At 63.7% G+C, this 24,040-nt stretch carries 20 protein-coding genes; 10 read left to right on the top strand and 10 right to left on the bottom strand.

Going from position 1 to position 24,040, the window contains the following annotated elements; translation table 11 throughout:
* Positions 1 to 102 precede the first annotated feature (102 nt).
* Together metK and DNK59_RS17825 are read right to left on the bottom strand one after the other, a co-directional pair.
* On the bottom strand, positions 103 to 1,293 hold the full coding sequence (gene metK, locus DNK59_RS17830) for a methionine adenosyltransferase (protein ID WP_110724088.1): 1,191 nt from the start codon (positions 1,291 to 1,293) through the stop codon (positions 103 to 105).
* Positions 1,294 to 1,312: 19 nt separating this feature from the next.
* A complete protein-coding gene (locus DNK59_RS17825; protein WP_110724087.1) occupies positions 1,313 to 2,308 on the bottom strand; it encodes a metalloregulator ArsR/SmtB family transcription factor in 996 nt (331 codons plus the stop codon).
* Between the two features lie 259 nt (positions 2,309 to 2,567).
* Here DNK59_RS17825 and tkt point away from each other — a divergent pair, with 259 nt between their 5' ends.
* The 6 genes from tkt to fba all read left to right on the top strand — a co-directional run bounded on the left by tkt (position 2,568) and on the right by fba (position 8,899).
* Positions 2,568 to 4,565: a transketolase gene (tkt, locus tag DNK59_RS17820; protein ID WP_110724086.1), complete on the top strand. Its 1,998-nt coding sequence runs from the start codon at positions 2,568 to 2,570 to the stop codon at positions 4,563 to 4,565.
* Positions 4,566 to 4,718: 153 nt separating this feature from the next.
* The gene (gene epd, locus DNK59_RS17815; protein ID WP_110724085.1) at positions 4,719 to 5,798 is read left to right on the top strand and encodes an erythrose-4-phosphate dehydrogenase; all 1,080 of its coding nucleotides are present in this window, start codon (positions 4,719 to 4,721) and stop codon (positions 5,796 to 5,798) included.
* Positions 5,799 to 5,815: 17 nt separating this feature from the next.
* Complete coding sequence (locus DNK59_RS17810; protein ID WP_092308956.1) at positions 5,816 to 6,979, top strand: phosphoglycerate kinase; 1,164 nt, start codon at positions 5,816 to 5,818, stop codon at positions 6,977 to 6,979.
* Between the two features lie 32 nt (positions 6,980 to 7,011).
* On the top strand, positions 7,012 to 7,233 hold the full coding sequence (locus DNK59_RS17805) for a hypothetical protein (protein ID WP_092308959.1): 222 nt from the start codon (positions 7,012 to 7,014) through the stop codon (positions 7,231 to 7,233).
* Between the two features lie 60 nt (positions 7,234 to 7,293).
* Positions 7,294 to 7,623, top strand: a complete 330-nt coding sequence (locus DNK59_RS17800) for an MliC family protein (RefSeq protein WP_110724084.1) — start codon at positions 7,294 to 7,296, stop codon at positions 7,621 to 7,623.
* 211 nt (positions 7,624 to 7,834) lie between these two features.
* The gene (gene fba / locus DNK59_RS17790; protein ID WP_003229012.1) at positions 7,835 to 8,899 is read left to right on the top strand and encodes a class II fructose-bisphosphate aldolase; all 1,065 of its coding nucleotides are present in this window, start codon (positions 7,835 to 7,837) and stop codon (positions 8,897 to 8,899) included.
* Between the two features lie 142 nt (positions 8,900 to 9,041).
* Here fba and DNK59_RS17785 read toward each other — a convergent pair whose 3' ends face one another.
* A complete protein-coding gene (locus DNK59_RS17785) occupies positions 9,042 to 9,713 on the bottom strand; it encodes a polysaccharide lyase family 7 protein (RefSeq protein WP_092308965.1) in 672 nt (223 codons plus the stop codon).
* 317 nt (positions 9,714 to 10,030) lie between these two features.
* Here DNK59_RS17785 and DNK59_RS17780 point away from each other — a divergent pair, with 317 nt between their 5' ends.
* Genes DNK59_RS17780 through DNK59_RS17770 form a run of 3 tightly spaced genes read left to right on the top strand, consistent with a single transcriptional unit; the run spans position 10,031 to position 13,029 of the window.
* Positions 10,031 to 12,154: a bifunctional diguanylate cyclase/phosphodiesterase gene (locus DNK59_RS17780; RefSeq protein ID WP_092308968.1), complete on the top strand. Its 2,124-nt coding sequence runs from the start codon at positions 10,031 to 10,033 to the stop codon at positions 12,152 to 12,154.
* A 42-nt stretch (positions 12,155 to 12,196) separates the two neighbouring features.
* A complete protein-coding gene (locus DNK59_RS17775) occupies positions 12,197 to 12,709 on the top strand; it encodes a M48 family metallopeptidase (RefSeq protein ID WP_110724082.1) in 513 nt (170 codons plus the stop codon).
* A 23-nt stretch (positions 12,710 to 12,732) separates the two neighbouring features.
* The gene (locus DNK59_RS17770) at positions 12,733 to 13,029 is read left to right on the top strand and encodes a helix-turn-helix domain-containing protein (protein ID WP_011063952.1); all 297 of its coding nucleotides are present in this window, start codon (positions 12,733 to 12,735) and stop codon (positions 13,027 to 13,029) included.
* 3 nt (positions 13,030 to 13,032) lie between these two features.
* Here the strand turns inward: DNK59_RS17770 and DNK59_RS17765 are convergent, their stop codons facing one another.
* On the bottom strand, positions 13,033 to 13,485 hold the full coding sequence (locus DNK59_RS17765) for a GNAT family N-acetyltransferase (protein ID WP_092308974.1): 453 nt from the start codon (positions 13,483 to 13,485) through the stop codon (positions 13,033 to 13,035).
* A 277-nt stretch (positions 13,486 to 13,762) separates the two neighbouring features.
* Here DNK59_RS17765 and DNK59_RS17760 point away from each other — a divergent pair, with 277 nt between their 5' ends.
* Positions 13,763 to 14,500 carry an ABC transporter substrate-binding protein gene (locus DNK59_RS17760; protein WP_110724081.1) on the top strand — a complete coding sequence of 246 codons (738 nt, stop codon included), beginning with the start codon at positions 13,763 to 13,765 and terminating at the stop codon, positions 14,498 to 14,500.
* Positions 14,501 to 14,605: 105 nt separating this feature from the next.
* Here the strand turns inward: DNK59_RS17760 and yccS are convergent, their stop codons facing one another.
* The 6 genes from yccS to DNK59_RS17730 form a co-directional block, all read right to left on the bottom strand.
* Complete coding sequence (gene yccS, locus DNK59_RS17755; protein ID WP_110724080.1) at positions 14,606 to 16,780, bottom strand: YccS family putative transporter; 2,175 nt, start codon at positions 16,778 to 16,780, stop codon at positions 14,606 to 14,608.
* 198 nt (positions 16,781 to 16,978) lie between these two features.
* Positions 16,979 to 18,157, bottom strand: coding sequence for an NAD(P)/FAD-dependent oxidoreductase (locus DNK59_RS17750; RefSeq protein WP_110724079.1), 1,179 nt, complete (start codon positions 18,155 to 18,157; stop codon positions 16,979 to 16,981).
* 39 nt (positions 18,158 to 18,196) lie between these two features.
* Positions 18,197 to 19,534: an ATP-dependent RNA helicase DbpA gene (gene dbpA, locus DNK59_RS17745; RefSeq protein WP_256596449.1), complete on the bottom strand. Its 1,338-nt coding sequence runs from the start codon at positions 19,532 to 19,534 to the stop codon at positions 18,197 to 18,199.
* Between the two features lie 175 nt (positions 19,535 to 19,709).
* Positions 19,710 to 21,140: a multidrug transporter subunit MdtD gene (gene mdtD / locus DNK59_RS17740; protein WP_110724077.1), complete on the bottom strand. Its 1,431-nt coding sequence runs from the start codon at positions 21,138 to 21,140 to the stop codon at positions 19,710 to 19,712.
* 75 nt (positions 21,141 to 21,215) lie between these two features.
* A complete protein-coding gene (locus DNK59_RS17735; RefSeq protein WP_110724076.1) occupies positions 21,216 to 22,553 on the bottom strand; it encodes a TldD/PmbA family protein in 1,338 nt (445 codons plus the stop codon).
* The gene (locus tag DNK59_RS17730) at positions 22,553 to 23,995 is read right to left on the bottom strand and encodes a TldD/PmbA family protein (RefSeq protein ID WP_110724075.1); all 1,443 of its coding nucleotides are present in this window, start codon (positions 23,993 to 23,995) and stop codon (positions 22,553 to 22,555) included. Before DNK59_RS17730 ends, DNK59_RS17735 begins: the two co-directional genes overlap by 1 nt.
* Between the last annotated feature and the right edge of the window lie 45 nt (positions 23,996 to 24,040).

Here is a 24,040-nt window from a genome sequence, read left to right as displayed (position 1 = left end):
GCCAGCGGATACCTGCACAACTGCGCTGTAGAGAGAAACCTCTGGCGACAAAAAAGCCCCGCCGGTGATGCCGGCGGGGCTTTGTCTGTTACCGGGGGTGGCTTAGAGGCCGGCAGCAGCGCGCAGGGCGTCGGCGCGGGCGGGGCGGTCCCAAGTGAAGGGGGGGAAAGGGTCGTCACCCACGGTCTTGGTCTGCGGAGTACGGCCGAAGTGACCGTAGGACGCGGTTTCCTGGTACATCGGGTGCAGCAGGTCGAGCATGGTGGTGATCGCGTAAGGACGCAGGTCGAAGTACTCGCGGACCAGCTTGATGATCTTGTCGTCGCTGATCTTGCCGGTGCCGAAGGTGTTCAGGGAGATCGAGGTCGGTTGAGCCACGCCGATGGCGTAGGACACCTGGATCTCGCAGCGCTCGGCCAGGCCGGCGGCGACGATGTTCTTGGCCACGTAGCGACCGGCATAGGCCGCGGAACGGTCGACCTTGGATGGATCCTTGCCGGAGAATGCGCCGCCGCCGTGACGGGCCATGCCGCCGTAGCTGTCGACGATGATCTTGCGCCCGGTCAGGCCGCAGTCGCCCACCGGGCCGCCGATGATGAACTGGCCGGTCGGGTTGATGTGGAACTGGGTGTCCTTGTGCAGCAGTTCAGCCGGCAGCACGTGCTTGACGATCAGTTCCATCACGCCTTCGCGCAGGTCGTTGTACGACACTTCAGGGTTGTGCTGGGTCGACAGCACCACCGCGTCGATGCCGACCACGATGCCGTTTTCATAGCGGCAGGTGACCTGGGACTTGGCGTCCGGGCGCAGCCATGGCAGCAGGCCCGATTTGCGCGCTTCAGCCTGGCGATGGACCAGTTGGTGGGAGAAGGCGATCGGCGCTGGCATCAGCGCGGCGGTTTCGTTGCTGGCGTAGCCGAACATCAGGCCCTGGTCGCCGGCGCCCTGATCTTCGGGCTTGGCACGGTCGACGCCCTGGTTGATGTCGGGGGACTGCTTGCCAATGATGTTCATCACGCCGCAGGTGGCGCCGTCGAAGCCAACGTCGGAGCTGGTGTAGCCGATATCGCAGATCACGTCGCGAACGATCTGCTCCAGGTCGACCCAGGCGCTGGTGGTGACTTCCCCGGCGACGATGGCGACACCGGTCTTGACCAGGGTTTCCACGGCTACGCGAGCGTGCTTGTCCTGGGCAATGATGGCGTCCAGCACTGCATCGGAAATCTGGTCAGCGATTTTATCCGGATGCCCTTCAGACACGGACTCGGAGGTGAAAAGGGAGTATTCGCTCATCTCGACGGTTTCCTAAAATTTACCGATGGTGAGTGTCGCCAGCCGGTCGCTGAAAATGGCGGACCTGGATCTGGAAACCATTACGTAAGCCCACATAGAGGCTTTCCCCGGGAGTCAGTCCCGCAGCGGTGGCCCAGCGGGCCAAATCATCTTGTTCGAACCCTAGCCAGAGATCGCCGCAAGCCTCTTTGGCCCAGCTCTGGTTGTGGCTGCACAAGTCTGTTACCAACAGGCTGCCGCCTGGTTGCAGCAATTGGGCCATCTGCTTGAGGGCCTCGGCCGGTGCGGCGAAGTGGTGCAGGACCATGTTCAGCACCACGCAGTCGGCCGTCAGTTGTACGCCATCCAGTGCATCGGCCAGTTGCAAGTTGACGTTAGCCAGTGTTTCGCGTTCACACAGCTGACGGGCCAGTTCAAGCATCGCTGGGCTGTTGTCCAGCGCGGTGACCCGGGCAAAACGTCGGGCCAGGTCGGGGAGAAAACCACCGTCGCCGGGGCCCACTTCAATGGCCGTGGCCATTGCCTTGAAGCTCAGCTTGTCCAGTAGCGCGAGCACGCTGTCGCGGTACTGGGGCAGTCCTGCGATCAGGTCCTGCTGGGCGCGGAATTTATCCGCCACCCGGGAAAAAAAGTCCTGGCTGGCCGCGGCCCGTTGCCGGTGCACCAGGCCAATCCGATTCTGGACATCCGCCGGCAGCCGCATCTGGTCGACTTCGTCCAACAGGGCGGCGTGCAGCTTGCCGCCCAGGAGTTCGGTGTGGGGCAGGGCTCGGCGGTAGAAAATCGCGTTGCCTTCACGGCGGGTCGCCACCAGGCTGGCCTGGGCCAGGACCTTCAAATGGTGGCTGATGCCCGACTGGCCGATGGCAAAGATCTGCGCCAGTTCCAGCACGCCGAACGAGTCGTTGCTCAGGGCGCGCAATACATTGAGTCGCAAAGGATCGCCGCCGGCCTTGCACAGGGCGGCCAGCTCGTCGCAATCGTCATGCTCAATGGAGGGGGCGCTCAGGTTCATAGGGGCGCAGTCTAGAGGTGCCTGCAAAGGCCTGCAAGATCAATATCAAAAAGTTTTGATATTGCCTGGTGGGAGGCCTCTGCCAGAGCCTTGGCCGGCCCTGTCGGCCGGCGACAAGTGGGTTTCCCCTGTGGATTGCCGGCTTATCCGTGGGAAAAACATGCCTGAGTGACTATCTGTCATTGCCCCCGCCAGACGCCTGAGGGAAAATGCAGGCCTTTTTTCCGTTTCGTTTTATTCAATCCTCAGGAGATCAGCGATGCCCAGCCGTCGTGAGCGTGCCAACGCCATTCGTGCCCTCAGCATGGATGCCGTGCAAAAAGCCAACAGCGGCCATCCAGGTGCCCCCATGGGTATGGCGGATATCGCCGAAGTACTTTGGCGTGACTACCTCAAGCACAACCCGAGCAATCCATCCTTCGCCGACCGTGACCGCTTCGTGCTGTCCAACGGTCATGGTTCGATGCTGATCTACTCGCTGCTGCACCTGACCGGCTACGACCTGTCGATCGATGACCTGAAGAACTTCCGCCAACTGCACAGCCGCACTCCGGGCCACCCGGAATTCGGCTACACCCCGGGCGTGGAAACCACCACTGGTCCGTTGGGCCAGGGCCTGGCCAATGCCGTGGGCTTCGCCCTGGCGGAAAAAGTCCTGGCGGCCCAGTTCAACCGTCCGGGTCACAACATCGTCGATCACCACACCTACGTGTTCCTGGGTGATGGCTGCATGATGGAAGGCATTTCCCACGAAGTGGCCTCCCTGGCCGGTACCCTGGGCCTGGGCAAGCTGATCGCCTTCTACGATGACAACGGCATCTCCATCGATGGTGAAGTCGAAGGCTGGTTCACCGATGACACGCCGAAGCGTTTCGAAGCCTACAACTGGCAGGTGATCCGCAATGTCGACGGCCACGATCCGGAAGAAATCAAGATCGCCATCGACACCGCGCGCAAGAGCCCGCTGCCGACCCTGATCTGCTGCAAGACCACCATCGGTTTCGGTTCGCCGAACAAGCAGGGCAAGGAAGACTGCCACGGCGCGCCACTGGGTGCCGAGGAAATCGCCCTGACCCGCGCTGCGCTGAAGTGGAACCATGGCCCGTTCGAAATCCCGGCTGACATCTACGCCGAGTGGGATGCCAAGGAAGCCGGTCGCGCTGTGGAAGCCGAATGGGATCAGCGTTTCGCTGCCTACTCCGCTGCGTTCCCTGCCGAAGCCAACGAGCTGGTGCGTCGTCTCGCCGGCGATCTGCCAGCGGACTTCGCCGAGAAGGCCAACGCCTATATCGCTGAGGTGGCGGCCAAGGGCGAAACCATCGCCAGCCGTAAAGCCAGCCAGAACACCCTGAACGCCTTCGGTCCGCTGCTGCCCGAGTTCCTCGGCGGCTCGGCCGACCTGGCCGGTTCCAACCTGACCCTGTGGAAAGGCTGCAAGGGCGTCAGCGCTGAAGACGCCAGCGGCAACTACATGTACTACGGCGTGCGCGAGTTCGGCATGACCGCCATCATGAACGGCGTCGCCCTGCACGGCGGCCTGGTGCCTTACGGCGCGACCTTCCTGATGTTCATGGAATACGCCCGCAACGCGGTGCGCATGTCGGCGCTGATGAAGCAGCGGGTGATCCACGTCTACACCCACGACTCCATCGGCCTGGGCGAAGACGGCCCGACTCACCAGCCGATCGAGCAACTGACCAGCCTGCGCAGCACCCCGAACCTCGACACCTGGCGCCCGGCCGATGCCGTGGAATCGGCGGTGTCCTGGAAGTACGCCCTGGAGCGCAAGGACGGTCCTTCGGCGCTGATCTTCTCCCGCCAGAACCTGCAGCACCAAACCCGCGATGCCGGCCAGATCGCCGACATCAGCCGCGGTGGCTACGTGCTGAAAGACTGCGCAGGCGAGCCTGAGCTGATCCTGATTGCCACCGGTTCGGAAGTGGGCCTGGCGGTCCAGGCGTTCGACAAGCTGACCGAGCAGGGCCGCAAGGTGCGTGTGGTGTCCATGCCGTGCACCAGCGTGTTCGACGCCCAGGATGCCGGCTACAAGCAGTCGGTGTTGCCGCTGCAGGTCAGCGCGCGGATTGCCATCGAAGCTGCCCATGCCGACTTCTGGTACAAGTACGTCGGTCTGGAAGGTCGGGTGATCGGCATGACCACCTACGGCGAATCGGCCCCTGCGTCGGCTCTGTTCGAAGAGTTCGGTTTCACCCTGGACAACATCCTGGGTCAGGCCGAAGAGCTGCTGGAAGACTAAACCCGGAAGCCGGGTTGTCTGCACTGATGCAATCGCGAGCAAGCTCGCTCCTACAGGGATGAATGTCGTCCTTGTGGGGGCGAGCTTGCTCGCGATAACGATGGCGCAGGCAGCACCAAGCGGATGGTTTCATTACCGGTCATTGAGAACCCCATGCCTCAACCGCGTCCCTATAAAGTTGCACTCAACGGCTACGGCCGGATTGGTCGTTGCGTCTTGCGTGCTTTGTTCGAGCGAGGGGCGGCGGCCGGAATCGAGATCGTCGCCATCAACGATCTGGCCGACATGGCCAGCGTCGAGTACCTGACACGCTTCGACTCCACCCATGGCCGGTTTCCCGGTGAGGTGAAGGTCGACGGCGATTGTCTGCATATCAATGGCAACTGCGTGAAAGTGCTGCGCAGTGCCACCCCCGAAGGCATCGATTGGGCGTCACTGGACGTCGATCTGGTGCTGGAATGCTCTGGAGCCTACCACACCCGTGAAGACGGCCGGCGTTTCCTCGACGCCGGCGCGCCGCGGGTGCTGTTCTCCCAGCCGATGGCCAGCGAGTCGGATGTCGACGCCACCATCGTCTATGGAGTCAATCAGGACTGCCTGACCGGCGCCGAGCTGCTGGTGTCCAATGCCTCCTGCACCACCAACTGCGGCGTGCCGCTGTTGCGCCTGCTGGATCAGGCCATTGGCCTGGAGTACGTGTCGATCACCACCATTCACTCGGCGATGAACGACCAGCCGGTGATCGATGCCTATCACCACGAAGACCTGCGCCGGACCCGTTCGGCGTTCCAGTCGGTGATTCCGGTGTCTACCGGCCTGGCGCGAGGCATCGAGCGCCTGCTGCCGGAACTTGCCGGAAGAATCCAGGCCAAAGCCGTGCGGGTGCCGACGGTCAACGTGTCCTGCCTCGACATCACGATGCAGACCGTGAGCGATACCGACGCCCTGGAGGTCAACCGGATTCTGCGCGAGGCTGCCACCAGCGGTCCGCTCAAGGGCCTGCTGGCCTATACCGAGCTGCCCCACGCGAGCTGTGATTTCAATCATGACCCCCATTCGGCGATCGTCGATGCCAGTCAGACCCGTGTTTCCGGCCCCCGGCTGGTGAACATCCTGGCCTGGTTCGACAACGAATGGGGCTTTGCCAACCGGATGCTGGATGTTGCTGGGCACTACCTGCAAACAGCCACTCCACGCTCTGCCACTAAACTCTCTGTTTCTGAACAACAGTAACCCAGGAATTGCGACCCATGACCGTGTTGAAGATGACCGACCTCGATCTGCAAGGTAAGCGTGTGCTGATCCGCGAAGACCTCAACGTCCCAGTCAAGGACGGCGCTGTCACCAGCGATGCGCGGATCCTGGCTTCGCTGCCGACCATCAAGCTGGCCCTGGAAAAGGGCGCGGCAGTGATGGTCTGCTCGCACCTGGGCCGTCCGACCGAAGGCGAGTTCTCCGCCGAGAACAGCCTCAAGCCAGTGGCCGACTACCTGAGCCGCGCCCTGGGCCGCGAAGTGCCGCTGGTGGCCGACTACCTGGGTGGCGTCGAGGTCAAGGCCGGCGACGTCGTGCTGTTCGAGAACGTGCGCTTCAACAAGGGCGAGAAAAAGAACGCCGACGAACTGGCCCAGCAATACGCCGCCCTGTGCGATGTGTTCGTGATGGACGCTTTCGGCACCGCGCACCGCGCCGAGGGTTCGACCCACGGCGTGGCCAAGTTCGCCAAAGTGGCCGCCGCAGGTCCGCTGCTGGCCGCTGAGCTGGAAGCGCTGGGCAAGGCCCTGGGCAACCCGGCCAAGCCGATGGCGGCCATCGTTGCCGGTTCCAAGGTGTCCACCAAGCTGGACGTGCTCAACAGCCTGAGCCAGATCTGCGACCAGCTGATCGTCGGCGGCGGCATTGCCAACACCTTCCTGGCTGCTGCCGGGCACCCGGTGGGCAAGTCGCTGTACGAGCCGGATCTGTTGGACACCGCTCGCGCCATCGCCGCCAAGGTCAGCGTGCCGCTGCCGGTGGATGTTGTGGTGGCCAAGGAGTTTGCCGAAAGCGCCGCCGCGACCGTCAAGCTGATCGCCGATGTGGCCGCTGACGACATGATCCTCGACATTGGCCCGCAGACCGCCGCGCAGTTCGCCGAGCTGCTGAAGTCCTCCAGGACCATCCTCTGGAACGGCCCTGTAGGCGTGTTCGAATTCGACCAGTTCGGCAACGGCACCCAAGTGCTGGCCCAGGCCATCGCCGACAGCGCAGCGTTCTCCATCGCGGGTGGTGGCGACACCCTGGCGGCCATCGACAAATATGGCGTTGCCCAGCAGATCTCCTACATTTCTACCGGTGGCGGCGCCTTCCTCGAATTCGTCGAAGGCAAGGTGCTGCCGGCGGTTGAAGTCCTGGAAGCCCGGGCCAAGGCCTGAAGCCTCGATTGGCCGGGCAAAGGAGTGTTCTGATGGTCAAGACCTTGCCACTGTTGATGGTCGTGGCGCTGCTGGCGGGGTGCTCCAGTGCCCCGCAGGCAAAGCCGGCGGACGAAGCCGGCGAGCCGGGCCAGGGCTGTTATCAGGCCGACTGGCAGGCCGAGACTGCGCCGGTGATCAACAAACGCCTGGGCCCCGAAGGCCTGGAGAAGTACGAGACACCGTCAAAGACCAGGGAACAGGGTTGCCCTTGACCGGTCAGATCGGATAACGCAATGCGCTGGAGCCTCCGGGCTGTCGGCCGAGGAACATTGATGAAAGCTTTGATCGCCGTGGCGATGCTGGGAGCCTTGGCCGGTTGCGCCAGCCTGAACCTGCTCAAGTCGCCGGCCACCGACAACTGGACGACCTGGACCTGCGACAGCCAGGCCCAGGTGCTGTGGCGCTATACCGACGACAGCCGCAAGGCAGTCGACGTGCGCCTGGGGGGCGACGACCAGGTGCGGCGCCTGAAGCTTGAGCCCAGTGGTTCGGGCTCGCTGTACAGCGACGACATGCTGGCGTTTCACGTCAAGGGCGAGGAGGGCCTGGTCTACTGGGTCGCCACCAACGACCTGATCGGCCGCGGCTGCAAGGCCATGTAGGAGCTGGCTTGCCAGCGAATGCGGCCTTCCAGACCTGTGCAAGGTTCAAGGTCGCTTTCGCCGGCGAGCCGGCTCCTACAGGGCTGTAGAGAATTGGTTTTAACGGATACAACAGAGCGGGCCGACCCCCGATCTGCAATCACTTGAACAGCAGTCGCCGCTACGGCAGGCTTGCACGATTAACGACCCTCGACCGGGAGAGACACACACAATGGCACTCATCAGCATGCGCCAGATGCTGGACCACGCAGCCGAGTTCGGCTACGGCGTTCCAGCCTTCAACGTCAACAACCTTGAGCAGATGCGCGCCATCATGGAAGCCGCTGACAAGACTGACTCTCCGGTGATCGTCCAGGCTTCGGCCGGCGCCCGCAAATACGCCGGTGCGCCGTTCCTGCGCCACCTGATCCTGGCCGCCATCGAAGAATTCCCCCATATCCCGGTGTGCATGCACCAGGACCACGGCACCAGCCCTGACGTCTGCCAGCGTTCCATCCAGCTGGGCTTTTCCTCGGTGATGATGGATGGCTCCCTCGGCGAAGACGGCAAGACCCCGACCGACTACGAGTACAACGTGCGCGTCACCCAGCAGACCGTGGCCATGGCCCACGCCTGCGGCGTGTCGGTAGAAGGCGAGCTGGGCTGCCTGGGCTCCCTGGAAACCGGCATGGCCGGTGAAGAAGACGGCATCGGCGCCGAAGGCGTGCTGGATCACAGCCAGATGCTGACCGACCCGGAGGAAGCCGCGGACTTCGTCAAGAAGACCCAGGTTGACGCCCTGGCCATCGCCATCGGCACCAGCCACGGCGCCTACAAGTTCACCAAGCCGCCTACCGGCGACGTGCTGGCCATCGACCGCATCAAGGAAATCCACAAGCGCATCCCCAACACCCACCTGGTGATGCACGGTTCGTCCTCGGTTCCGCAAGAGTGGCTGGCGATCATCAACCAGTACGGCGGCGACATCAAAGAAACCTACGGCGTGCCGGTTGAGGAAATTGTCGAAGGCATCAAGTACGGCGTGCGCAAGGTCAACATCGACACCGACCTGCGCCTGGCGTCCACCGGTGCCATGCGCCGCCTGATGGCCACCAACCCGAGCGAGTTCGACCCGCGTAAATTCTTTGGCGCCACCGTGACCGCCATGCGCGATGTGTGTATCGCTCGTTACGAAGCCTTCGGCACCGCCGGCAACGCTTCGAAGATCAAGCCGATCTCCCTGGAAGCGATGTTCCAGCGTTACCTCAAAGGTGAGCTGAACGCCAAGGTCAACTAAGCCTTGGGGTCATCCGGAAAGCCCGCAGCGATGCGGGCTTTTTTTGTGTCCGGCATTTCTGTCTCCGCGGGCGTTGGCTGGCCAGCGAAGAGGCCTCTGGGCATGCGCAGGGCTCAAGGCAGCCTGCGCCGGCAGGAGGGGCCTATATTTTGTTGTGGTCGATATCCAGCTTGGAGAAGGTCACCTTGCCGCCTTCACTGGTGTAGCCGCTGTTGTCCTGTACATAAACCCCGGCCTTGAAATACAGCGGCTTGTCGCGCCAGCTCGCGCTCAACTGCCCGTCCCATTGCTGGCCGGCGGCACTGAGTTCCAGGGCGCCGCCTGGGCTCAGATGGATCAGGTAGGAAAAATCGCGATTCAGGGGCACGTTTTCGGCCAGGGTGATGACCCGGCCCTCTTCGTCGTCCGGGCGCATGCGCACCTTGGCCACGATAGTGCCGCTGCCTTTGCTGGTCTTGTACTGGTACTCCACTTTGACCAGGGGCTTGGTGCTGTTGTAGGCGTGAATCTGGCCCACGACGATCTTGCCCGACGACGGCACCTGGTTCACCGCTAGGGTGGCGTGCAGCAGGTTGTCGGCTTCGGGGTAGGTCCAATTGCGCAAAGTGCCGTCGGCGTAGGTTTCGCGCAGCTCGGTGCGCGGATAGATGGCGTTCTCGGTCTTCGAGCCGGTGACTGGTGACCAGAAGAACAGGGTGCCACTGTCGGAGTGGAAGTACCGGTCCTTGAAGCCTTTGACCAGTGTCGGGGTGTCGATGGTCGCCGGTGGGTTGCCGACGGGAACGCTGAGGTTCCAGGTTGCCAGATCGATCATGCTGGAGACTCCGCAATGGGGAAGGTCTGGTGCAGGGCGCCGAAGGCTTTAGCCTGCGCTTCTCAGGGCGTCTTTATAGCGTAGAAGCGGCTGCCTGGAATGTCCGTATGGCGGATAAATGGCGTCAGCAAAATGTCTAAATGCCATCTTCCCCGGGTTCTATAAGGCATAACTGTGACCGTTAGTCGGGTGCCGGGGCCATTGGTGAAGCGATGGCGGGGTGGCAGCTTCTGCTTTTCAGGATCCGGGTCTAGAGTGCTTTCGTATTTGTCAGGTTTTCTCACCCGTTCAGTCTTATTACAGACAAGAGAAGCAGCATGGAATGCGTGCAACCGGAGGCCCTCGAAGGCGACTCCACTCTTCTGATCGTTGATGACTATCCTGAAAACCTCCTGAGCATGCGGGCACTGTTGCAGCGCCAGGACTGGCGGGTGATGACCGCGGCCTCTGGTCTTGAGGCCCTGAGCCTGCTGCTCGAGCATGAAGTGGATCTGGTCCTGCTGGATGTGCAGATGCCCGGCATGGATGGTTTCGAAGTGGCCCGCCTGATGCGCGGCAGCCAGCGCACGCGTTTGACCCCGATCATCTTCCTCACCGCCAACGAACAGTCCCAGGACGCCGTGATCAAGGGTTATGCCAGTGGCGCGGTGGATTACCTGTTCAAGCCGTTCGACCCGCAGATTCTCAAGCCCAAGGTCCAGGCGCTGCTGGAGCACCAGCGCAATCGTCGCGCTCTGCAGCAGCTCAGTCATGATCTGGAGGTGGCGCGGGCGTTCAACGCCTCGGTGCTGGACAACGCTGCCGAAGGCATCCTGGTGGTGGACGAGAGCGGACGGGTGCGCTACGCCAATCCGGCGGTTTCGCGCTTGCTCAATGCCCAGGTGAAAGAGCTGGAGGGGTCGCTGTTCCTCGACTATCTGCAAAAACCCCATGTTCCCGACTGGAGCGAATCCGAGCTCCTGGCCTGCTATCGACGCGGGCAGACCTATCGCCTGCATGACGCTCTGCTGCGTACCGTGCCCGGCCAGCAGCTCAGCGTGGCGTTGTCCTGTGCGCCCTTGCCCAGTGAGCAGAAGGCCATGGTGGTGACCCTGCTGGACATGTCCGAAGTACGTCACCTGCATCAGCAACTGGAATATCAGGCGGTCACCGACCCGCTCACCGGGCTGCTCAACCGCCGCGGTTTCTACCAGACGGTGGAAAACATCCTGTTGCGCGGTGATCGTCCGGGCAAGACGCTGGTCCTGCTCTACCTGGACCTTGACGGCTTCAAGCGGGTCAACGACTCCCTGGGGCACGATGCCGGCGATCGGGTGCTGCGCTGGGTGTCCGAGCAGTTGAAGGAGTGCCTGCATTCCTTCGACATTCTCGGACGCATGGGCGGTGATGAGTTCACGGCCCTGCTGGAACTGAGCTTCCCCGAGCAGGCGGCGAAAATCGCCGAGAGGCTGATCGAGCGCCTGTCCATCAGCCAGCAGATCGACGGTCTGGAGGTGGTGCTGGGCGCCAGCATCGGCATCGCCATCTATCCCGACTGCGGCTCCAATCTGGACGGCCTGCTGCGGGCGGCGGACATCGCCATGTACGAAGCCAAGCGCGCGGGCCGCCAGCAATACCGCTACTACGATCACGAGATGAATGGCCGTGCACGTTCCCGGCTGATGCTCGAAGAAAGCGTGCGCAGCGCCGTGGAGCGCAAGGAATTCACCCTGGTGTATCAACCTCAGGTGGCCATCGCCGATGGTCGTTTGCGCGGCTTCGAAGCCTTGTTGCGCTGGCGCCACCCGAGTGTCGGCGATGTGCCGCCGGGGCTGTTCCTGCCGCTGCTGGAAGAGGCGCGGCTGATCAGTCGCCTGGGCAGTTGGATCTATCAGCAGGGGGCCGCCCAGCGCAAGGACTGGGAGCAGGTGTTCAGCCCCGATCTGGTGCTGGGGGTCAGTCTCAGCGCCACCCAGTTCGGCATGCCCAATCTGGCCAATGAACTGCGTCAGGTGCTGGTGCGCCATGGCTTGCAGCCGCGCCAGCTGGAAGTGGAGGTCACCGAGGCGGCGTTGACCCAGAACCTGGCCGAGACCCGCAAGCAGTTGCAGCAGTTGCATCAACTGGGAGTGCGGGTGGCCCTGGACGACTTCGGCTCGGGCAGTTGCTGCCTGGCCTATCTGCGTGACCTGCAACTGGACACCCTCAAGCTCGACCGGCACCTGATCGCCCGCTTGTTGACCTCGCCGCGTGACGCCGCCATCGCCCGCAGCGTGATCGACCTGTGCAAGCAGTTCGGCTTGCTGGTGATCGCCGAAGGCGTGGAAACCCACGAGCAGTACCAATGGCTCAAGGCCAACGGTTGCGAATACGTGCAGGGGTTCCTGGTGGCCCGGCCGCTGACCGCCGCCAGCGCCAGCCAGTTTGCCCAGCCCTTTGACTGGAGCGCGTTGCCGGCCTGAATTCGCTACACTGGCGGCCTTCGTACCTTGCGCTGCCCCTCCATGACCGCACTCAAATACCTCCAGGCCTATCCCGTCGCCCTGCAACAGCAAGTGCGTCAGCTGATCGTCGAAGATCGCCTGGGGGAGTACCTCAGCGGGCGTTATCCACACAAGCATGCGGTGCAGAGCGACAAGGCGCTGTACAGCTACGCCCTGGAGCTGAAGCAGGAATACCTGCGCAACGCGCCGGCCATCGACAAGGTGCTGTTCGACAACCGCCTGGACCTGACCCACCGCGCCCTTGGCCTGCACACCACGGTGTCCCGGGTGCAGGGCGGCAAGCTCAAGGCCAAGAAGGAGATCCGCATTGCCTCGCTGTTCAAGGAGGCGGCGCCGGAATTCTTGCGGATGATCGTGGTGCACGAGTTGGCGCACTTCAAGGAGTCGGAGCACAACAAGGCGTTCTACAAGCTCTGCGAGCACATGCTGCCGGGCTATCACCAGCTGGAATTCGACCTGCGGGTCTACCTGACCTGGCGCGACTTGCAAGCCAGGGCGGGGACGGCGGATTAATTCATGGCAATAGGGAGTGAGCGATGGATGTAAGCAAGACCAAGAGCAGTTTCTACCGCCGCCTGTATGTGGCGTATCTGATCGACAGCGGGCTGGCCAGCAGCGTACCGGCGCTCACCGAAGTCACCGGCATGCCCCGGCGCACCGCCCAGGACACCATCGCCGCCCTGGCGGACCTGGACATCCTCTGCGAATTCGAACAGCAAGATGGCGCCCGCAATCACGCCGGGCGCTACCGGATCCACAACTGGGGCGCCATCGACAAGGGCTGGATCGAGCCCAACCTGCGGCAGATCAAGGCCGTGCTGGGCTATCCCTGATACTCAGGACCGGCGCATGCCAATGTGCGCAATACCGTCTTCCAGGTATTGCTCGCCCGCCACCACGAAACCGTAGCGACTGTAGTAGGCCTGCAAGTGAGCCTGGGCCGAGAGGTAGATCGGGGTGTCGGGCCAATGCCGTTCTGCCTGCTTCAGCGCCTGCTCCATCAGGGTGTGGCCCAGGCCCTGGCCGCGCGCCTGTTCAGCAATGAGCACGCGGCCGATCACCACATCACCGCCCTGGGAGATCGGGTCCAGCAGGCGCAGGTAAGCCACTAGCCGGTCACCGTCCCAGGCCATCAGGTGGCAGGTGTCGCCCTCCAGGTCACGGCCGTCGACCTCTTGATAGGGGCATTTCTGTTCCACGACAAAGACTTCGGTGCGCAGTTGCAGGATGGCGTACAGCTGTTCCTTGCCCAGATCGGTGTGATGCTTGCAGACCCATTCGATGGTCATTTCCAGCTCCTCTAGAAAGTGCTGCGCGAAATACTAGGCACATCGCCCGAGGATGTCTTGTGGGTTAACGCGGTGAAGTTGTTTCTGTGAGATAGGTCAAAATGCCATTACTGCGCTAACCGGCATTTGTCTTCTTTGTGTAATCTGTTTTCAAGTCCTGCGCATTGGCTTTGATGAGCTAATGTTAGGACCTGGGGCGAGCCGTCGAGCGCGGGTCGCTTCCCTTGAGTGTGGGCTGGAACGCGCCGGGCTCAGTGCCCGCTAAGGATCTATTAGCATGCTGCGATTGCATCGAGCGTTAGCCTTGATCGGATTGCTGTTGCTGGGCCACAGCGCTTCTGCGGAGAAATTGCGACTGGTCGCTGATGCCTGGCCGCCCTTCACCGACGCGACCCTGGTCAATGGTGGCGTGGCCACCGACATCGTCAGTACCGCACTGTCCCGCGCCGGCTATGCCAGCGAGTTCGAGCAGGTGCCCTGGGCCCGGGCCCTGCTGGGCATCGGCGAGGGTCGCTACGACGTGCTGGTCAATGCCTGGTACAACGAGGAGCGCACCCACCTGGGGCAGTTCTCCGCGGAGTACATGCTCAACCGGGTGCGCTTCCTCAAGCGCAAGGACGCCCCGCTGGAATACAGCAACCTCAAGCAGTTGCACGATTACCCGGTGGCCGTGGTGCGTGGCTATGCCTATTCCCCGGAGTTCGACAACGACCCGGACCTGCAGAAGGTCCCGGTGCACAACTTCGCCATGGCGGTGCGCATGCTGGCGGCGGACCGGGTCAAGCTGACCCTGGAAGATGAGTACGTCGCCCGTTACTACCTGGCCCGCGAGTCACCGCGGGTGCGCAACGCCGTGGAGTTCCTGCCCAAGCCGTTGAGCGAGAACAGCCTGCATATCCTGGTGAGCCTGAAGAATCCCGAGCATGCGCAGATCGTGGCCCGGTTCGACCGGGAGATTGCCGCCATGAAAGCCGACGGCAGCTACGATCGCCTGCTGCGCCAGCACGGTATGTGAGAGGGGCAGCGGCAAGCTTCGAGCGGCAAGCGCCAAGCTAAAGCCGTTCGCACAGTTCTTGCCGCTTGTAGCTTGTAGCTTGTAGCTTGAAGCTTGCCGCTGCTCTCAAGCTGCCTTGATCAAGTGCGCCGCCAGGGTCCGCAACGGGCCCAGTTGGCGGCAGATCAGTGCCAGTTGGGTCTGCACCAGACGCTGGCCTTCGTCGATCTCATCCGGCATCTGCTCCAGCTCATTGGCCAGCGCTTCCTCGGCATCGCTGTGGATGGCGATCGGGGTCTTGTTGGACAGGCCCTGGGCGATTTCATCGATGCTCGCCGCCAGGCTGACGCCCGCGCCATTGATCAGCTGTTCGCGAACCTCGTCTGGGAGTCGGGTTTCCCGGTGTGCGCCCAGGCCCGACAGGTAGCTGAGCAGGGTGTGGGACAGCACCAGGAAGCGGAAGCCCACGTCGGCCTCCTTACGGAAATGCCCCGGCTCCATGAGCATGTTGGCCAGGGTGGTGGACAGCGCCGCATCGGCGTTGTGGGCATTGCGCCGGGCCAGGCGGTAGGCCAGGTCGTCGCTCTTGCCGGCGGCGTACTGCTGCATGATCTGGCGCAGGTAGATGCTGTTGCAGGTCAGGGTGTTGGCCAGCACCTTGTTCAGGCGCCGGCCCTGCCAGTCCGGCAGGAACAGGAACACCGCCAGCCCGGCGATCAGGCTGCCCAGCAGGGTATCGAACAGCCGCGGCAGGAACAGCCCGTAACCGTCGCCCACCTGGTTGAAGCAGAACAGCACCATCAGGGTGATCGCGGCGGTGGCCAGGGTGTAGCGGGTGGTGCGGTTGGTAAAGAACACCACCCCGGCGGCGATGGCGAACAACGACTGCACCAGGGGGCTGGGGAACAGGTCGAACAGCGCCCAGGCGATGGTCAGGCCGATGGCCGTGCCGACGATCCGCTGGCCCAGCTTGCGCCGGGTGGCGCCGTAGTTGGGCTGGCAGACGAACAGCGTGGTGAGGATGATCCAGTAGCCCTGGGACGGGTGGATCAAATGCACCATGCCGTAGCCGATGCTCAGCGCCAGGGGCAGGCGCAGGGCATGGCGAAACAGCAGCGAAGTTGGCGTCATCTGGGTGCGCAGGCGGGTCCAGACATCCTTGAGGTTGCGTGGCGAGCGATCCAGCAGGCTGCTGTCGGTGGCGTCGGCCAGGGCGTCGGGGTTGCTCGCGTCGCTGAGCAGGCGATCGAGGGTGCCGAGGTTCGCCGCCAGGGCCCGCAGCGAGCGCAACAGCCCGCGCCAGGCCGGGTTGCTCTGGATCCGCAGGTGCTCCAGGGACGCGTCCAGGTCGCTCAGGGCCTCGGCGAAGCTGGCGTCATAGACGAATGGCTGGCGCAGCTGGATGGATTCCGCCAGCGCCCGGCAGGCCTTGCCCTGTTGGCGCAGCAGGCGCTGGCAGCGGAACAGCACGTCGCTGTGGAAGAACGCATCGGCCAGGGCGTTGTACGGGTAATGGGACGAGCTGGCGCGTTCGTGGATGTCCTGGGCGAGGAAGTACAGCTTCAGGTAGCGACTGACCTTCGACCCCGGCCGGCCATTGCCGACCCGGTGCAGGATGATCTCCTTGGCCGCGTTGAGGGCCGCCACCACCTTGCCGTTCTGCTGGGCCAGCTCCAGGCGCCGGGCCTCCACATCCAGCTGGCGGATCGGCTCGAACAGCGACGACTTGAGCTTGAGGTAGAAACCCAGCTCGCGAAACAGCCGGGCCAGGCTCTGTTGCACCGGCTGGTTGGAAAACAGCGCCTGCCACAGCACCGAGAGCAGGCCGTACCAGGCGGCGCCGGCCACCAGCAGCACCGGCTCGTGCCAGAAATCGATCACCGCGCCGCCGCGCTGGTCGACGCCGATCATGGTGTAGACCGAGAGAATCAGGGTCGCCGAGGCAATGGCGCCATAACGTTCCCCCAGCGCCCCGAGCATGGTCAGGCCGAAGCTGGCCAGGGCCAGGGCAATGGCGAAGATCCAGGGGTAGGGGAACAGCAGCTCCACCGACAGCGCGGCAATGCTGAAACACACCAGGGTCACGGCCAGGGCGTTGAGCCGGCCTTGCCAGCTGTCGTCGGTTTCCGCCAGGGCGCTGGCGATGATGCCGAGGAACAGCGGGATCAGCAGGCCCATTTCATCCTGATACCAGCACAGCGCCATGCTGCCGGTCAGGGCGATGAACACCCGCACGCTGTAGCTGAATTTATCCAGCGCCCAGAGGCGGCGCAGAGACTGACGAAAAGAGGTCGATGACATGGAGTGGGACAGGCCTTCCGGGGCGATGCAGCTAAATTGAGCCAGTATTGACGACGGCGCAATGCCGCCGTCACATCTGCCAGCAAATTCTGTTCCGTGAATGCCAGGCGTCGCCCGCTGTCATGCCCCACGGGCGTGCTGGCGAAAAATGCCGGCGCTTTCGCGAGCAAGCTCGCTCCTACAGGGGAGGGGGTGGAATCAGACGTATTGTGCTGCCGCGTAGCCCGAGGCCCAGGCCCACTGGAAGTTGAAGCCGCCCAGGTGGCCGGTGACGTCCAGCACTTCACCGATGAAATACAGCCCCGGGCTTTTCAGCGATTCCATGGTCTTGGACGACACTTCGCGGGTGTCGACCCCGCCCAGGGTCACTTCGGCGGTGCGGTAGCCTTCGGTGCCCGCCGGCACCAGTTGCCAGTTGCCGAGTTTCTGCGCCACGTCCGCCAGCTCCGCCGGGGTGTACTGCTTCATGGGCTTGGAGACGAACAAGTGCTCGGCCAGCAGGCCGGCCATCTTCTTGGTGAAGATCTCCCCCAGCAGGGTTTTCAGTTCGCTGTTGGGGCGCTCGGCCTGCTGCTGTTGCAACCAGCCCAGGGCATCGTGGTCCGGCAGCAGATTGATCTCGACGCTGTCGCCGGGCTGCCAATAGGACGAAATCTGCAGGATCGCCGGACCACTGAGGCCGCGGTGAGTGAAGAGGATGTTCTCGCGGAAGCTCTGCCCGTTGCAGCTCACCAGGCAGTCCACCGATGTGCCCGACAGCTCGCCGCACAGTTCCTTGAGCTGGTTGGTGATGGTGAACGGCACCAGGCCGGCGCGGGTCGGCAGCAGCTCGTGGCCGAACTGCCTGGCCACTTGATAGCCGAAGCCGGTGGCGCCCAGGGTCGGGATCGACAGGCCGCCGGTGGCGATCACCAGGGACTGGCACTGCACCGCGCCCAGGGTGGTCTGCAGCAGGTAGCCGGACTCAAGCTTCTCGATCTGCTGGATCGAGGTGTCCAGGCGCAGTTCCACGCCCACCTGATCGCATTCGTCGAGCAGCATGCCGAGGATGTCGCTGGACTTGTTGTCGCAGAACAGCTGGCCGAGCTTCTTCTCGTGGTAAGGCACGCCGTGCTTGGCCACCAGGCCGATGAAGTCCCACTGGGTGTAGCGGGCCAGGGCCGATTTGCAGAAATGCGGGTTCTGCGAAAGGAAGTTGGCGGGCTCGGTGTACATATTGGTGAAATTGCAGCGGCCACCGCCGGACATCAGGATCTTCTTGCCGGCCTTGTTGGCGTGGTCCAGCAGCAGTACTTCACGACCCCGGCCGGCCGCGGTCAGGGCGCACATCAGCCCGGCCGCGCCAGCGCCGATGATCACGACTTGGGTAGAACGCAAAACGGTGTCCTCGCACAAATTTGTGTAGGGGCGGTGGGGTTAGAGGACGCGTACGCGCAGCGAGCGGCCCTTGATCTTGCCGTTGTTCAAACGCTGCAGCGCCTGCATGCCCACGGTGCGTTCAACCGCCACATACGACTGGAAGTCGAAGATCGCAATCTTGCCGACCTGGGCGCCAGGGATCCCGGCGTCGCCAGTCAGTGCACCGAGAATATCGCCCGGGCGCACTTTGTCCTTGCGCCCGCCAGCGATGCACAGCGTGCTCATCGGTGGCTGCAGCGGGGCGCCGCCCTGGGACTTGAGGTTGTCGATCTGATCCCAGTTCAGTGGGGTTTTCTGCAGCTGTTCGATGGCTTGCGCGCGATGGGCTTCGGACGGCGCGACAAGGCTGACCGCGATACCTTTTTCGCCCGCGCGACCGGTACGGCCAACGCGGTGAATGTGGATTTCCGAATCGCGGGCCAGCTCGACGTTGATCACCATGTCCAGCGCATCGATGTCCAGGCCACGGGCGGCCACGTCGGTGGCGACCAGTACCGAGGTACTGCGGTTGGCGAACATTGCCAGCACCTGATCGCGGTCACGTTGTTCCAGATCGCCGTGCAGGCCGACCGCAGAGATGCCTTTGGCGGTCAGGTGATCGACGGTTTCCTGCACTTGCTGCTTGGTGAAGCAGAAAGCGACGCAGGAAGCCGGACGGAAGTGGTGCAGGACCTTGGTCACTGCGCTCATGCGTTCTTCCGGGGAAATCTCGTAGAAACGCTGTTCGATCTGGGTGTCGTCGTGGAACGCTTCGGCTTTCACCGTCTGCGGATCACGCATGAATTTCGACGCCAGTTGCTTGATGCCCACCGGGTACGTGGCGGAGAACAGCAGGGTCTGCCGGCGCGACGGGGTCTGCTCGATGATGTCTTCGATGGCGTCGTAGAAACCCATGTCGAGCATGCGGTCGGCTTCGTCGAGGATCAGCGTGTTCAGGCCATCAAGCACCAGCGAACCCTTGCGCAGGTGTTGCTGGATACGCCCCGGGGTGCCGACGATGATGTGGGCGCCGTGTTCCAGGGAAGCGATCTGCGGGCCGAAGGACACGCCGCCACACAGGGTCAGCACCTTGATGTTGTCTTCGGCGCGGGCCAGGCGGCGGATTTCCTTGGCCACCTGGTCGGCCAGTTCGCGGGTCGGACAGATCACCAGGGCCTGGCAGCCGAAGTAGCGCGGGTTGATCGGGTTCAGCAGGCCGATGCCGAAGGCTGCGGTCTTGCCGCTGCCGGTCTTGGCCTGGGCGATCAGGTCCATGCCCTTGAGAATCACCGGCAAGCTTTGCGCCTGGATCGGCGTCATCTGGGCATACCCGAGGGAGTCGAGGTTAGCCAGCATGGCGGGAGACAGGGGCAAAGTATTAAAAGCGGTGGCAATGGTGGTCACGGGACTGGCCTGCAAAACAAAATGTCGCGCAGTGTATCAGTCCCGCTCCCAGAACCTGCAAGTTCTGGACGAGCAACCGCACTAGTGGCAAGTGGCGAGCTGCAAGCTGCAAGTGGTTTGCCGCTGCTCAGTGTTCGATGTGCTGTTCCTCGACCTTGCGCGCCCTTCGGCCATCGGTGGGCGACAGCTGGAGGAAGATCGCCGCCGCCAGCATCGCCATGATGCCCACTGTGAGGAAGGTCAGCTGGAAGGCACCGAGCACGGTGTCCACGCCGTCATTGCCCACTTGTGCAGTGAAACCACCCAGCAGCGCACCGGCACAGGCGACCCCGAGGCTCAGGGACAGTTGCGCCACCACCGACAGCAGGCTGTTGCCGCTGCTGGCGGCGGCGTCGTCGAGATCGATCAGGGTCACGGTGTTCATGGCCGTGAACTGCAGCGAGTTGATCGCTCCCAGTACCGCCAGCATGGCCAGCAGCAGCGGGTAGGGCGTCTGTTCGCTGACCAGCCCCATGCTCGCCAGCATCAGGCCCAGGGCCAGGGTGTTGCCGGTGAGCACGATGCGGTAGCCCAGGCGCTCGATCAGTGGCCGGGCGATGGATTTGGCGAACATGGCCGCGGCCGCCAGGGGCAGCATGCTCATCCCCGCCTGGGACGGTGAATAGCCCAGGGCCACCTGCAGCAGCAGCGGCACCAGGAACGGCAGGGCGCCGCTGCCCAGGCGCGCGAACAGGTTGCCGAGGATGCCCACGGCAAAGGTTCGGACCTTGAACAGCGACGGGGCGAACAGCGGATTGTCGACATGTCCGGCCCGCAACCAGTAGGCCGCCAGGCAGGCCAGGCCGCCGAACAGCAGCAACATCACCCGCAGGTGCGGCAGGTGCAGTTCACCCAGGCCTTCCATGGCGATGGTGATCAGCACCATCGCCGCGCCGAACAGCACGAAGCCCAGGCCGTCGAAGCGCGTGCGTTCGCTGCCCCGCAGGTCGGGAATGAAGCGCCATACCGCGTAGCAGCCCACGGCGCCCACCGGCAGGTTGATCAGGAAGATCCAGTGCCAGGTCAGGTACTGCACCATCCAGCCGCCCATGGTCGGGCCGATCAACGGCCCCAGAAGCCCCGGAATGGTAATGAAGCCCATGATCCGTACCAGCTCCGAGCGCGGGTAGGCCCGCAGCACCACCAGCCGCCCTACCGGCAACATCAGTGCCCCGCCCAGGCCCTGGATCACCCGGGCGCCGATCAGTTGGCTCAGGGTGTTGGACAGGGCGCACAGCAGCGAACCGACGCTGAACAGCAAGATGGCGCCGAAGAAGATCTTCTTGGTGCCGAAGCGGTCGGCGATCCAGCCCGAGGCCGGGATCAGCAGGGCCACGGTGAGCATGTAGGCGATGATCACCCCCTGCATGCGCAGCGGGTCCTCCGCCAGGTCCTGGGCCATGGCCGGCAGCGCGGTGTTGAGGATGGTGCCGTCCAGGGACTGCATGAAGAAGGCGATGGCCACTACCCAGGGCAGCCAGCGGGCAGTGGTGGCATCGAGCGGCGAGCGTTCGGGCATGGGGTCTCCAAAGGGCAGCGACAAGCGGCAAGCCATAAGCCTCAAGCTTGCCGCTGACAGCTTGCGGCTTGTCGCTTACAAGGTCAGGGTCAGGCGGCTGATCAGTGCTCCGGGCAGGTGCATTGAGGCGGTCTGGCGCTGGCCGTAGGTACTGGCCGACAGCAGCAGCTCCCGCTGTTCGGTCAGCGCTTCCAGCTGCGAACCCAGCAGGCTGTAGACGCTGTCGTCGAAACGCATGGTGCTGACCGGGGCCTGGATCTCGCCGTTTTCCACCCAGAAGGTGGCGAAGCGGGTCATGCCGGTCAGGCGCGCCGCCGGCAGGTCCGAGTAGTTCAGGTACCAGAGGTTGCTGATGTACAGGCCGGTGCCCAACTGCTTGAGGATCTCCTGCTGGGGCAATTGCCCCGCCGCCATGTTCAGCGCGCTGGGGTATTCGCCGCTGCCGGCGCCATTGCTGCTCAGGTCGTATTCGGCGGCGCTGCGGGAGTTGATCAAGCGCTCATTGGCCGCGCCCCGGGCGATCAGCGACAGGTCGCTGCGCGGGTAGCCTTCGTCGGAAAACGCCGGGCTCAGGGAGCCGCTGACCTGTTCGTCGAGGGCTATCAGCGGGCTCAGGGCGGCGTCGCCGGCATAGAGTTTCTGCAAGGGGCTGTGCTTGCTGGCAATCGATTGGGCCGAGAAGCCGCCCCAGGCCAGCATGCCCATGATCTCCTCCAGGGCTGCCGGTGCCAGGTAGGCCCGGTACTGCCCGGGCGCCAGGGTGCGCAGCGGGCGACCGAGGAACTCCAGTTGCCGGCGGGCCTGATCGAAGCGCTGGGCAAAGGCGTCGCTGTCCCAGGCGTGTCCGGCATAGCTGGCCTTCACCGCTTCGCCGTTGGCGTGGAACAGGCTGAAGTCGAAATTGAAGCTATTGGCCTGGTGCCAGCCGAAAGCCCCGGCGGAGCTGGCGAAGCCGCGACTGATGGGGCCGGCGGCGTAGATGCCCACCAGATCCAGGCCTGCCGCCGCGCGGCCGATCTGCGCCACCACCTGTTCGCTGCCGGGCAGCGGGTGTTCCTGTACGTGATGGGATTGCCACTGGCTGTGGTTGAGCATCAGGTAGGGGTCCGCCGGTAGTAACGGCAGGGTGTCCCGCAACTGTTGCAAGCCCTCGGCCAGGCGCTGGCGATCGACCTCGGGGTCATTGCTCAGGGTGATGTCCAGGTCGGCGTGACGGCCATCATCGATCAGCTTGAAACGCAGGCTGGCCTGTTGCACCTGCCCGGCCTGGCGCACCTTGGCGTGGTTGAAGCGGATGAACTCCGAGGCTTCGGCCGAGTAGCTGAGGGTGAACTGCTCCGGCGCCCTGATTGTCTCCCGCAGCCAGTGCACCAGATCCTTGAACTGCTGGGCCTGATTCATCGTCCTGGTCATCAGGCGTCTCCTCCGAATACGTCAATCTTGCCGAACACGCAGGCCGGCGAAGCATGGCCGACGCGGATCACCTGGTTGGGCTCGCCCTTGCCGCAGTTGGGCGTGCCCAGGACCTGAAAGGTGCTGCGATCGCCCACCGCGCTGAGGTTGCGCCAGAACTGCGCGGAAATGCCCCGGTAGTTGGGGTTCTTGACCACGCCCTTGAGCTCGCCGTTTTCGATCAGTTGGCCCCATTCGCAGCCGAACTGAAACTTGTTGCGCGCATCGTCGATGGACCAGGAGCGGTTGGTGGACATCAGGATGCCGTTTTCGATCTGGCCGATCAGGCGTTCCAGTGGCTGGTCGCCGGGTTCGACGTTGAGGTTGGCCATACGGTCGATCGGTGCGCGGTTCCAACTGCTGGCGCGGCTGTTGGCAACGCCATCCAGGCCGCTGCGGTATTGCGACAAGGCGCCGCCCAGGGGACGCACCAGCAGGCCCTCGCGAATCAGGAACTGCTTGCTCGCCGCGGTGCCGTCGTCGTCATGGCCGTAGCTGGCCAGCTCCTCTGGAATCTGTGGGTCGAAGGTCACGTTGAGCAGGGAGGAGCCATATTGCAGGCGGCCGAAGTCTTCCTGTTTGACGAAGCTGGTGCCCGCGTAGTTGCGTTCGTCGCCGAGAATGCGGTCCAGCTCCAGGGGGTGGCCGATGGATTCGTGGATCTGCAGCATCATCTGGTCCGGCATCAGCAGCAGGTCCCGCTGGCCTTGCGGGGTGTTCGGCGCCAGCAGCAGTTGCAGGGCCTGGTCGGCCACCCGGGGCGCGGCCCCCAGCAGGCCGCAGCGGCTGATCACATCGCCGGCGCCCTGCTGGCCGAAATTCTCCCGTCCCAGGCTGCGGGTCTGGCTGTCGCTGCCGTCGTAGGCAGTCACGTCCAGGCCCGGGTAGACGAAACGCTGGGCCTGGCGCAGCTCGGCGCCGGCGCTGTTGAGGTAGATCTGCTCGACCTGGGTCACGCCGATGCCCACCTGCCAGTTCACCAGGCGTTCATCCTTGGGCACCGAGGCCGACTCGTCGCCCAGTAACTGGTAGCAATCGCTGAGGGACGGGAAAGCTTGCTCCAGGTTCGGCGACAGGTAGTCCGCACGGTGGCTGGACACCGGCTGCTCGCGCAGGTCCAGCAGGGCATGGGCGGCAATCACCCGGGCCTGTTGCTCGGCGCGGTCGAGGGCCGCTTGCAGGCCGCGCGGCGACAGGTCGTTGGTGGCGGCGTAGGCTTCCACGCCACGTACCCGCACGGTCAGCATCGCCCCTTCGTCACGGCCCAGGCTCGGTGGTTCGGCAATGTTCTTGCGTACCGACAGGTACTGGTTCGACTCGCGCACATAGCGCAGGGAAAAGAATTCGGCGCCCGTGCGCAAGGCAGCGAAGCGCTGCTTGAGCTGGGGGTGAAAGTCGAACATGGGGACCTCCTTGTGAGGCGCGCGAGCGGGCTGGCGCGTTTCGCC

This window comes from Pseudomonas sp. TKO26 (assembly GCF_003225665.1).
GTDB classification, from domain to species: domain Bacteria; phylum Pseudomonadota; class Gammaproteobacteria; order Pseudomonadales; family Pseudomonadaceae; genus Aquipseudomonas; species Aquipseudomonas saponiphila.
This window is presented reverse-complemented; position numbering and strand designations above follow the sequence as displayed.